General features: G+C 67.4%; 9 protein-coding genes. 7 read left to right on the plus strand and 2 right to left on the minus strand.

Annotation, left to right across the window (positions count from 1 at the left end):
• Positions 1 to 22: 22 nt before the first annotated feature.
• Positions 23 to 1,414: an argininosuccinate lyase gene (gene argH, locus HNE04_RS11070; RefSeq protein WP_172218780.1), complete on the minus strand. Its 1,392-nt coding sequence runs from the start codon at positions 1,412 to 1,414 to the stop codon at positions 23 to 25.
• Positions 1,415 to 1,501: 87 nt separating this feature from the next.
• Here argH and HNE04_RS11075 point away from each other — a divergent pair, with 87 nt between their 5' ends.
• The 3 genes from HNE04_RS11075 to HNE04_RS11085 are packed head-to-tail and all read left to right on the plus strand — an operon-like array spanning position 1,502 to position 4,479.
• Entirely contained in the window at positions 1,502 to 2,533 is a 1,032-nt protein-coding gene (locus tag HNE04_RS11075) for a sensor histidine kinase (RefSeq protein ID WP_172218782.1), read from the plus strand.
• 16 nt (positions 2,534 to 2,549) lie between these two features.
• Positions 2,550 to 3,287 (plus strand): LytR/AlgR family response regulator transcription factor, encoded by a 738-nt coding sequence (locus HNE04_RS11080; RefSeq protein WP_172218784.1) that lies wholly within the window; start codon positions 2,550 to 2,552, stop codon positions 3,285 to 3,287.
• 22 nt (positions 3,288 to 3,309) lie between these two features.
• Complete coding sequence (locus HNE04_RS11085; RefSeq protein ID WP_172218786.1) at positions 3,310 to 4,479, plus strand: AI-2E family transporter; 1,170 nt, start codon at positions 3,310 to 3,312, stop codon at positions 4,477 to 4,479.
• Here the strand turns inward: HNE04_RS11085 and ppc are convergent.
• Complete coding sequence (gene ppc / locus HNE04_RS11090) at positions 4,476 to 7,283, minus strand: phosphoenolpyruvate carboxylase (protein ID WP_172218788.1); 2,808 nt, start codon at positions 7,281 to 7,283, stop codon at positions 4,476 to 4,478. The genes HNE04_RS11085 and ppc overlap by 4 nt on opposite strands.
• An 86-nt stretch (positions 7,284 to 7,369) precedes the next feature.
• Between ppc and hemC the strand changes: the two genes are divergently transcribed.
• Genes hemC through HNE04_RS11110 form a run of 4 tightly spaced genes read left to right on the plus strand, consistent with a single transcriptional unit; the run spans position 7,370 to position 11,386 of the window.
• Positions 7,370 to 8,272, plus strand: coding sequence for a hydroxymethylbilane synthase (hemC, locus tag HNE04_RS11095; protein ID WP_172218790.1), 903 nt, complete (start codon positions 7,370 to 7,372; stop codon positions 8,270 to 8,272).
• A gap of 12 nt (positions 8,273 to 8,284) precedes the next feature.
• Positions 8,285 to 9,049 carry a uroporphyrinogen-III synthase gene (locus HNE04_RS11100; RefSeq protein WP_172218792.1) on the plus strand — a complete coding sequence of 255 codons (765 nt, stop codon included), beginning with the start codon at positions 8,285 to 8,287 and terminating at the stop codon, positions 9,047 to 9,049.
• Complete coding sequence (locus HNE04_RS11105) at positions 9,046 to 10,128, plus strand: uroporphyrinogen-III C-methyltransferase (RefSeq protein WP_172218794.1); 1,083 nt, start codon at positions 9,046 to 9,048, stop codon at positions 10,126 to 10,128. Before HNE04_RS11100 ends, HNE04_RS11105 begins: the two co-directional genes overlap by 4 nt.
• A 4-nt stretch (positions 10,129 to 10,132) precedes the next feature.
• Positions 10,133 to 11,386, plus strand: coding sequence for a heme biosynthesis protein HemY (locus HNE04_RS11110; RefSeq protein WP_172218796.1), 1,254 nt, complete (start codon positions 10,133 to 10,135; stop codon positions 11,384 to 11,386).
• The last annotated feature ends 18 nt before the right edge of the window (positions 11,387 to 11,404 follow it).

The following is an 11,404-nucleotide window of genomic DNA, read 5'->3' on the forward strand; positions in this document are numbered from 1 at the left end:
CCCGACGGGGAATTGCAGAGGCTCAGCCCAACCGCGCGCGGTGCCGCGCGATCTGCGCGCGCACTTGCGCCGGCGCCGTGCCGCCCAGGGTGTTGCGGGCGTTCAAGGAGCCGCGTAGCGACAGCACGTCGTACACGTCTTTCTCGATGGCCGGGTTGAACTGCTTGAGCACCGTGAGCGGCAGTTCCGACAAGTCCACCTGGTGCGAGATGGCGGCCTTGACCGCATGGGCCACGGTTTCATGGGCGTCGCGGAAGGGCAGGCCCTTCTTCACAAGGTAGTCGGCCAGGTCGGTCGCGGTGGCATAGCCCTTGAGCGCCGCCTTCTCCATGGCCTCGGGCTTCACGGTGATGCCGCCCACCATCTCGGCGAAGATGCGCAGCGTGTCCTTCAGGGTATCGACGGTGTCGAACAGCGGTTCCTTGTCTTCCTGGTTGTCCTTGTTGTAGGCCAGGGGCTGGCCCTTCATCAGGGTGATCAGGCCCATCAGGTGACCCACCACCCGGCCGGTCTTGCCACGGGCGAGCTCGGGCACATCCGGGTTCTTCTTCTGCGGCATGATGGATGAGCCGGTGGTGAAGCGGTCGGCGATCTCGATGAAACTGAAATTCTGGCTCATCCAGAGGATCAGCTCCTCGGAGAAGCGGCTGATGTGCACCATGGCAAGCGATGCCGCAGCCGTGAACTCGATGGCGAAATCGCGGTCGCTCACCGCGTCCAGCGAGTTCTCGCAAACCCCATCCATTCCGAGGGTGCGCGCCACCAGTTCGCGATCCAGCGGATAGCTGGTGCCGGCCAGGGCGGCGGCGCCCAGCGGCAGCCGGTTGACGCGTTTGCGCACGTCGGCCATGCGCTCGGTGTCGCGGCTGAACATCTCCACGTAGGCCAGCATGTGGTGGCCGAAACTCACGGGCTGCGCCACTTGCAGGTGCGTGAAACCGGGCAGGATGACCTCGACATTCTTTTCGGCGATATCCAGCAGCGCCTTTTGCAGGTCGACCAGCAGCGCGGAGATCAGGTCGATCTCGGCTCGCAGCCACAGGCGGATGTCGGTCGCGACCTGGTCGTTGCGGCTGCGGCCGGTGTGCAGGCGCTTGCCCGCATCGCCGGCCAGTTGCGTCAGGCGGGCCTCGATATTCAGGTGCACGTCCTCCAGATCGAGCTTCCACTCGAACTGGCCCGCGGTGATTTCCTGCGCGATCTGGGCCATGCCTTTTTCGATGGCGGACAGGTCGGCGGCGCTGATGATGCCCTGGCGGGCCAGCATGCCGGCGTGGGCCAGTGAGCCCTCGATGTCGGCCTGCCACAGGCGCTTGTCGAAAAACACGCTCGCGGTATAGCGTTTGACCAACTCGCTCATCGGCTCCGAGAACAGGGCCGACCAGGCCTGGGATTTCTTATCGAGTTGGTTCATGGCAGGTGAAGGAGGGCTTGCATACTGGTTCGCCCCGGGGTGGTTACGGCAAGGATCACCAATAATCGGGCGGAAAGCCAGTTTCTGATGAAAGATTCCCAAATATTATCGGCGTTCCCGGACGCCCCGGCCCAACCGCCGCCGCCGCGGCGGGCGCTGCTGTTCGACGCCTGCCATGTGGGGGTGATCCTGCGGGCCGTCCTGTTCGTGGAAACCGTGATGTCGGTCGGGGCTATGTTCGGCGCGACGAGCATCCAGGGCTGGCTGCTGCGCGTCTCGGTCCTGAGCGCCGCCGCCTTGCCGGCTACGCTGGCCTGGCTGATCGTGGCTTGCAGCCTGAAGAAGCTGCTGGCGCGGCTGGCCCCAGCGGTGCAGCAGGTGTTCGGCGTGTTGCTGGGCGCCGTGGCGGGCGTCTACGGCTGCGCCTTGCTTGCGCTGATTCAATTCGCCGGTCCGGTGCCCTGGGTTGCCTCGGCCTTCGCGGGCGCGCTGCTGTCGGCAGCCCAGGTGGCCGCGCTCGTGCTGCGTGCCAAGGGCCGCATGCCGGCGGACACCGCGGCCCGGTTGTCGGAGTTGCAGGCCCGCATCCGGCCGCATTTCCTTTTCAACACCCTCAACAGCGCGATCGCCCTGGTGCGCGAAGATCCGGCCCGGGCCGAGGCGATCCTGGAAGACCTGAGCGACCTGTTCCGCCACGCCTTGGTCGAGCCCGGCGAATCGGTGACGCTCGCCGAGGAAGTGGCGCTGGCACGGCGCTACCTGGACATAGAGCAGGTCCGCTTCGGCGAGCGCTTGCGCGTGGAGTGGGCGCTGGACCCCGCGGCGGGCGGCGCCAAAGTGCCGCCGCTGGTCCTGCAGCCGCTGGTGGAAAATGCGGTCAAGCACGGGGTGGAACCCAGCGCCGCGGGGGCGCAGGTGAAAATCAGCACCCAGCGTCGCAGCAGCACGGTCGTGATCAAGGTGACCAATACCGTGCCTGGCGGCCAGGGCCGGCCTGGCCATGGCGTCGCGCAGGACAACGTGCGTGACCGGCTGCGGCTGCTGCACGACGTGCAAGGCCAGTTCCAGACGGTGCTCAAGGACGGCATCTACCAGGTACGGTTGGAGGTGCCGGTTTGAGGAGGCAATCGATCCCATGAGTTTGCAAGTGCTGGTGGTGGACGACGAAACCCTGGCGCGCTCGCGCCTTCGCACGCTGCTGGGGGAGTGCGATGCGCCATCGGCCACGGTCGGTGGCGAGGCCGCCAACGCGGTGCAGGCCATGGATCTCCTGCGGCGCCTGCAATTCGACGCCGTGCTGCTGGACATCCACATGCCGGGCGCGGACGGCCTGGCCCTGGCCCAGGCCCTGCGCTCGCTGGCGCGGCCGCCGGCCGTGGTATTCGTCACCGCCCACACGGAACACGCGGTGGCGGCGTTCGAGCTGGAGGCAGCGGACTACCTGACCAAGCCGGTGCGCCTGGAGCGTTTGCAGGTCGCCCTGCAGAAGGTGGAGCGGCTCGTGCAGGCCCAGGGCGGCGTGCTGGACGCGACGCCGGAAGTTCTATTGATCCAGGACCGCGGCCGTACCGAGCGTGTGCCGCTGGCGGAAGTGTTGTATTTCAAGGCCGAACTCAAGTACATCACTGTGCGCACGGCCTCCAGGAGCTATATTCTGGACGCGTCGCTGAGCGAGCTCGAAGAGCGCTACGCCGCGCAGTTCCTGCGGGTTCACCGTAACGCCCTGGTGGCGCGGCGCGCCATTCGCGCGCTCGAAAAACACTTCGATCCCGAAGAGGGCGAGGGATGGGCCGTGCGCTTGAACGGCATCGACGAAGTGCTCGCGGTATCGCGGCGCCAGCTCAGTGCGGTGCGCGAGGCAGTGGCAGCCTAGGCAGTATCACAAAGAGGCATCCATGGACGAACCAGACAACTACGGTCCTCCCGTCGCCGCCCCAATGGCCGCCGACCCCGAGGATCCTTCGCACGCGCTGCTGCACGTGCCGGTGAACGTGCGCAGCGCGACGCTTGTGTTGCTCGCCGTGCTGGCCGTGCTGGCCGCCCTGAAGTGGGCCAGCCCCTTCTTCATTCCGCTGATGCTCGGCTTGATGTTCAGCTATGCCCTGTCGCCCATTGTCGACACGCTTGAGCGCTGGCGTATCCCGCGCGCCATTAGCGCGGCGGTGCTGATCCTCGGAATGCTCGGCGGCGCTGCCGGCTCGGTTTACGCCTTCAGCGACGATGCCAACCAGTTGCTGGAGTCCCTGCCTGCGGCAGCCAAGAAACTTCGCGACTCGGTGCGGGTACGCGGCGACCGCACCGACACCCTGAGCACGGTCCAAAAAGCGGCCGACCAGCTCGAGCAGGCGGCCAACGAAGCCAGCGCCGTCGCCCCGGCCACCCGGGGCGTTCAGCGGGTGATGATCGAGAAGCCGCGCTTCGACATCCGCGATCACCTCTGGAACGGAACCATCGGCCTGGCCAGCCTGATCGGGCAGATCGTGGTGGTGACTTTCCTTACCTATTTCCTGCTGTTGTCGGGTGATACCTTCAGGCGCAAGCTGGTGAAGATCACCGGCCCCAGCCTGTCGAACAAGAAGATCACCGTGCAGGCGCTGGATGAGATCACCACCCAGATCCAGCGTTATCTGCTGGTGCAGCTGCTGGCAAGCGTCGTCGTGGGAATAACCACGGGCCTCGCGTTCTGGGCCATGGGGCTGAACCACGCCGTGGTTTGGGGCATCGCGGCGGGCATCCTGAATCTCGTGCCTTACATCGGTTCCATCGTGGTCACGGGCGCGGCCGCGCTGGTCGCATTCCTGCAGTTCGGCGAGATCAACATGGCGCTGGCGGTGGCCGGGATGTCGCTTTTGATCAACACCGTGGAAGGAAACCTGCTGGTGCCCCTGCTGACCAGCAGGGCCAGCCGCATGAACCCCGTGGCGGTCTTCATCGGCGTCCTCGGGTGGGGCTGGCTCTGGGGCGTCTGGGGCTTGTTGCTGGGCATTCCCATCCTGATGGTGGTCAAGGCCATCTGCGACCGCGTCGACGACCTGAAGCCGGTGGGGGAACTGCTCGGCACCTAACCGGTGTTGCGCAACCCCGCCGCGATCCCGTTGATCGAGATGTGGATGCCGCGCCGGGCCCGGTCGTCGAGCTTGCCCTCGCGGTAGCGGCGCACCAACTCGACCTGCAGGTGGTGCAGCGGATCGATGTACGGAAAGCGATGGCGGATGGAGCGTTGCAGGGCCGGGTTGGTCGCCAGGCGTTGCTTCTCGCCCGTGACGAGTTGCAGCGCCTCCACCGTCCGATGCCACTCCGCTTCGATCGTGGCGAAGATGCGCTTGCGCAGCCGCACATCGGTCACCAGTTCGGCATAGCGTGACGCCAGCGCCAGATCGCTCTTGGCCAGCACCATGTCCATGTTCGACAGCAGGGCCCGGAAGAACGGCCATTGCTTGTACATCTTCTGCAGCAGGGCCAGGGCTTCGCGCCGGTCCTGATGGGGATTGGCGGTCAGGAATTCGTGCACTGCCGTGCCGAAGCCGTACCAGCCCGGCAAGGTCAGGCGGCACTGGCCCCAGCTGAAGCTCCAGGGGATGGCGCGCAAGTCCTCGATGCGCTGCGAAGCCTTGCGCGATGCGGGCCGAGAGCCGATGTTCAGCTCGGCGATTTCGCGGATCGGCGTCGAGCCGAAGAAGTACTCGGTGAATCCCGGGGTCTCGTAGACCAGGGCGCGGTAGGCGGCCATGCTCGCCTGCGAGAGCGCTTCGGCGGCCACCGAGAACGCCTTGGGCGCCGTCTTGGTCGGTTGCAGCAACGTCGCCTCCAGCGTGGCGGCAACCAGTGTTTCCAGGTTGCGCCGGCCGATCTCGGGGTTGGCGTATTTCGAGCCGATCACTTCGCCCTGCTCGGTGAGCCGAATCTGCCCGCGCACGGTGCCGGGCGGCTGGGCCAGGATGGCCTGGTAGCTGGGGCCGCCGCCGCGGCCCACGGTGCCGCCGCGGCCATGGAACATGCGCAACTGGATGTTATGAGAGTTGGCCAGTTCGTCGAACAGCTCCACCAGCGCGATCTCGGCGCGGTACAGCTCCCAGTTGCTGGTGAAGATGCCGCCGTCCTTGTTGCTGTCGCTGTAGCCCAGCATGATGTCCTGCTCGGCGCCCGAGCGCTGCACCAGTTTCGCGATGCCGGGTAGCGCATAGAACTCGCGCATGATCGGCGCCGCGTTGCGCAGGTCGTCGATGGTTTCGAAAAGGGGCACGACGATCAGGTCGGCCGTCGCCTTGTCGTCGAGCGTGCCTTGCAGCAAGCCCACTTCCTTTTGCAGCAGCAGCACCTCCAGCAGGTCGCTGGCGGTTTCCGTGTGGCTGATGATGTAGTGGCGGATCGCCTGCGCGCCGAATCGCTCGCGCATCCGCTTGGCCGTTTCGAAGATCGCGATCTCCGCGCGCGTGTGCTCCGAGTAGTGCCCGCCGATCACGCGCAGCGGCCGCGCGTCCGCCAGCAGCTTCACCAGCAATGCGCGCCGTGCGGCTTCCTGCAACTTGCCGTAGTGGGGTTCGATCCGCGCCACAGCCAGCAGCTCGGCGATCACCGCCTCGTGCTGGTCCGAGCTTTGCCGCAGGTCCACCGTCGCAAGATGAAAGCCGAATACTTGAACCGCGCGAATCAGCGGATGCAGCCGCTGCTGCACCAGCGCCGAGCCGTGGTGGGCCAGCAGCGAGTCTTCGATCGTGTGCAGGTCGGCGAGGAACTCCTCGGCCAGCAGGTAGGGGTTTTGCGGCGGGATGGCGTGGCGCGCGGCGTCGCCGCCGGTGAATTCCTTCAGCGTGGCGGCCAGGCGCGAATACATGCCCGCCAGCGCGCGGCGATAGGGCTCGTCCAGCCGATGCTCGTTGGCATCCGGCGAGCTGTCCGCGAGCGCCCGCATTTGCGGCGTGACACCTACCAGCATCGCCGACAGTGAGAGCTCACCGCCCAGGTAGTGCACTTCGGTCAGGTAATGCCGCAGCGCCACCTCGCACTGCCGGCGCAACGCGTACTCCAGCGTTTGCGCGCTGACGTTGGGATTGCCGTCGCGATCGCCGCCTATCCACTGGCCCATGCGCAGGAAGCTTGCTACGGGGTGCTGGCCCAGCTCGCGCTCCAGGTCGGCGTAGATCTTGGGAATCTCGCGCAGGAAGGTGGCCTCGTAGTAGGAGAGGGCGTTCTCGATCTCGTCGGCGACGGTGAGCTTGGTGAAGCGCAGCAGGCGTGTCTGCCACAGCTGCAATACGCGGGCACGGATCTGGGCCTCGTTCGCCGCCAGCTCGCGCGGCGCCAACGCGTCCTTGGGCAGGGCGCGGGCCTTGACCTCGTCGCGGCCCGCCAGCAGGTTGGCGATGTCGCGCTCGGCGTCGAGGATGCTCTTGCGCTGCACCTCGGTCGGGTGGGCGGTCAGTACCGGGGACAAATAGCTTTGCGCCAAGGTCTGCGACACCGTCTTGGCGGCGATGCCGGCCCAGCGCAGCCGGGCCAGCGCCACTTCGATGCTGCCTTCCTGCGTGTCGCCGGCCCGCTCATGGATGGCGCGGCGGCGGATGTGGTGCCGGTCCTCGGCCAGATTGGCCAGGTGGCTGAAGTAGGTGAAGGCGCGGATCACGCTCACCGTCTGCTCGCCGGAAAGCGATTTCAGCAGGCTTTTCAGCGCCTTGTCTGCCTCGTGGTCGGCATCGCGGCGGAAAGACACCGAGAGCTTGCGAATGCGCTCGACCAGCTCGAAGGCATCGTCGCCCTCCTGCTCGCGGATCACGTCGCCCAGGATGCGTCCCAGCAGGCGGATGTCCTCCACCAGGGGGCGTTCGTTGTCCTTGGCTCGCCGTGAGGGCGATTCCGGGGCGGTCGACATGGTTTCTCCTCGGGGGCTGCTTAATTTTTCGGCAGCATGCATGCTAGCATCGACTACTCCCCAAGCATTACAAACAGGTTACGAGATTGAGCAAGCTAGTCATCGCAACCCGCGAAAGCCGTCTCGCGCTGTGGCAAGCCGAACATGTGAAGGCGCTGCTCGAGCAGCGCGGCCATGAGGTGTCGCTGCTGGGCATGACCACGCGCGGCGACCAGATCCTGGACCGGTCCTTGAGCAAGGTCGGCGGCAAGGGCCTGTTCGTGAAGGAACTGGAAGTCGCGCTGGAAGAAGGCCGTGCCGACCTTGCTGTGCATTCGCTCAAGGATGTGCCCATGGAACTGCCGGAGGGCTTTGCGCTGGCCTGCGTGATGGAGCGCGAAGATCCCCGCGACGCCCTGGTTTCCAGCAGATTCGCAAGCGTGGACGAATTGCCGCAGGGCGCCGTCGTGGGCACCTCCAGCCTGCGCCGTGTGGTGCTGTTGCGCTCGCTGCGTCCCGACCTGAAGATCGAGCCGCTTCGCGGCAACCTGGACACGCGCCTGCGCAAGCTGGACGACGGTCAATACGACGCCATCGTGCTGGCGGCGGCGGGCCTCAAACGGCTGGGCTTGGGCCAGCGCATTCGCCAGGTCTTCGAGCCGGAGCAGATGCTGCCGGCTGCGGGCCAGGGGGCGTTGGGCATCGAGGTCCGGACGGGCCGCGCCGACCTGCTGGAGTTGCTGGCACCGCTGGCGCACCAGGCGACCTGGTTGGCGGTCGCTGCCGAACGCGCAGTGAGCCGCGCCATGGGCGGCAGTTGTTCCATGCCGCTGGCGGCGTTTGCGACGCTCTCGGGTGAGCACCTTCAGCTGCGCGCCGCATGGGGCGATCCGGATCGCCCGGCCGCTTTGGTGCGGGCGGAAGCCGCTGCCGTCGCGGCCAACCTGGCGCAGGCCGGCGACTTGGGCACGGAAGTCGCGGCGCGGCTGCGCGCCGCCGGCGCCCACTGAGACGCCGGCGCCATGCAGGTGCTGGTGACCCGCCCGCAAGCCGAGGCCTCACTATGGGTCGAGCAGCTGCGCCAGCGCGGCTTCGATGCCATTGCGCTTCCCTTGATCGCCATCGTTGCAGCGCCTGCATCGCGGGCGCTGCAACAGGCCTGGGGCCAACTCGATCGCTATCGCGCCGTCATGTTCGTCAGCGGCAACGCGGTGCGCCATTTTTTTGCGCATCGGCCCGCGGGCATGTCCTGGCCCAGCCATACGCGTGCCTGGGCACCCGGAACCGGGACCGCTCACGCGCTGGTGGAGGCCGGTGTCGATGTTGCCCTGGTCGATACGCCTTCGCCGCAAGCCGCGCAATTCGATTCCGAAAGCTTGTGGCAACGGGTGGCGGGCCAACTGGGCGCGGGCGATCGCATACTGATCGTTCGCGGCGAGGAGGCGGACGGAAAGGGTGGGGGGCGCGACTGGCTGGCTGAGCAGTTGGGCGCGGCAGGCGTCGAGGTGCAGGCCATCGCCGCCTATCTTCGCGCGCCACCTGTGTTCAGCCAGGCGCAGCGCGCCTTTGCCTTGCTTGGCGCAACCCAGGGTGTGTGGCTGTTCAGCAGTTCGCAGGGGATAGCCAACCTGCGGAGCCTGCTGCCGGCGCAAGATTGGGTCCAGGCCCGGGCGTTGGCGACGCACCCGCGTATCGCGCAGGCGGCGCGTCTGGCGGGGTTCGGTGTTGTTTGCGAGTCACGACCTTCCCTGGACGCCGTGGCGACGGCCCTAGAATCGTTTCGATGAGTTCCGAGCCCTCGAGTCCAACCGACGCCCCAAGCCAAGTCCCCGTGCTGGGGCTTGCGCAGCCGGCGGTGCAAGCGCCCGTGCTAGCCCCTGAGGGCCCGGCGGTGCCGCGTGGCCTCATGTATGTTTTCCTGGCCGTCACCGCACTGTCGTTGGCGGCCAGCGCCATGCTCTGGCAAAAGCTCTCGAACATCCAGGAGCAGCTGGCGCGGCAAAGCGCCGACGCCGGCACCAATGCGATCGAAGCCCGGTCCATGGCCCGGCAGGCTCAGGAGCTGGCGAGGGAAACCGCCGCGCGCCAGGCGCTGGCCGATACCCGGCTCAGCGAGGTGGCGCTGCAGCGCTCGCAGATCGAAGAGCTGGTGCAAAGCATGTCGCGCTCCCGTGACGAGAACATGCTGGTCGATATCGAAGCAGCCTTGCGCCTGGCGCAGCAGCAGGCCCAGGCTACCGGCAGCGTCGAGCCGCTGCTGGCTGCGCTGCGCAGCGCCGACCAGCGCCTGGAGCGCTCGGGCCAGCCCCGGCTTTCGCGCGTACGTGCCGCGGTCGCCCGCGACATCGACCGCATCAAGTCCTCCGGCACCACCGACGTGCCCAGCCTGCTGCTCAGGCTGGACGAGTTGGCACGCCAGGTCGACGAGCTCCCGCTGGCCAATGCGGTACCCAACGCCCGTGTCGCGGCCGGCGCGCGCAAGCAGGAGCCGGCAGCGCCGCTTCGCTGGTGGGAGCGCGCCCTGGCGGAGGTCCGCGAGGAGGCTCGAGGGCTGGTGCGCGTCAGCCGCATCGACCAGCCCGAGGCGGTGCTGCTGGCGCCGGACCAGGCCTTCTTCATTCGCGAGAACCTCAAGCTCACGCTGCTCAATGCGCGCCTCGCGCTGCTGTCGCGGCAGACGGATTCGGCGCGGGCCGACGTGACCACGGCAACGACGGCTTTGCGCAAGTATTTCGACCCGTCGGCGCGCAAGACCCAGGCCGTGGCCGCCCAGTTGCAGCAGGTGCACGACCAGTTGCGCGCGGTCGAACTGCCGCGTATCGACGAAACGCTTGCGGTGCTGGCCACCGCGGCCGCTGGAAGGTAAGCCGTTGCGCGTCGCTCTCTGGCTCCTGGCCCTCTTCGGCGTCGCCGTCGCCATCGCCCTGTTCGCAGGCAACAACCAGGGAACGGTGACGCTGTTCTGGCCGCCGTACCGTGTCGACCTGTCACTCAACCTGGTCTTGTTGCTGCTGTTCGCGGCTTTCGCGTTCCTGCATGCCGCACTGGGCGCGCTGGCAGCGCTGTTCGACATGCCGCGCCAGGCCTTGCGCTGGCGCTCCCAGCAAAAAGAGCGCGCCATGCACGGCTCCCTGCTCGATGGCCTATCGCATCTGCTGGCCGGGCGCTTCATCCGCGCCCGCAAGTCCGCCGAGATGGCGCTGGGCCAGGAAAGGTCGCTGAGCAACGGCGGCCAGCGCCCGGCCAACGCGGCGCAAGTGCGCACCCTGGCGCACCTGCTGGCCGCCGAAAGTGCGCAGGCCCTTCAGGACAAAGCCGCGCGGGAAGAGCATCTCAAGCAGGCGCTCGAGCAGACTTCGTCGCGCGACGCCCAGGAAACACATGAAGGGGCCTTGATGCGGGCGGCCCGCTGGTCGCTGGACGACCGTGAGCCCGACGCCGCGATGGCCTGGCTCAAGGGCTTGCCGCAAGGCGCGGCCCGCCGCACGCTGGCTTTGCGCATGAAACTCAAGGCGGCCCGGCTGACACACCAGACTGCCGAAGCGCTGGAGACCGCGCGCTTGCTGTCCAAGCACCGGGCGTTCTCAAGCAGCGCCGCAGAAAGCATCGTGCGCGGCCTGGCGGTCGACCTGCTCAACGGGGCACACGACGTGGCCCAGTTGCAGCGCGCCTGGGATTCGCTGGAGCCGGCCGAGCGCCGGATGCCGGAGCTGGCCATCCACGCGGCGCAGCGCCTCACCACGCTGGGCGGCGACGCGCACCTGGCGCGCGACTGGTTGCTGCCGGTATGGGAGCAGCAGGGCGAGCTGGGCGATGCGTTGAAGGTCAAGCTGGTGCGCGCCCTGGAAGCCGGGCTGGACAGCCTCGATGGCGCCTGGCTGGCCCGCATCGAGTCAGCGCAAAAGGCGAATCCGCGCGATGCCACGTTGCAATACCTCGCCGGCATGGCCTGCATGAAGCGCCAGCTGTGGGGCAAGGCGCAGCAGCACATGAGCCAGGCGGCCATGGGCCTGCGGGACGTGCGACTGCATCGCAATGCCTGGCGCTCGCTGGCGCTGCTGGCCGAAGAACGTGGCGACCACGTAACTGCGGCCCAGGCGTGGAAACGCGCGGCCAGCGACTAGCACCGGACCGCGCGCTTA

Origin of the sequence: Caenimonas soli (genome assembly GCF_013155545.1) — a bacterium.
Lineage (GTDB): Bacteria > Pseudomonadota > Gammaproteobacteria > Burkholderiales > Burkholderiaceae_C > Ramlibacter > Ramlibacter soli.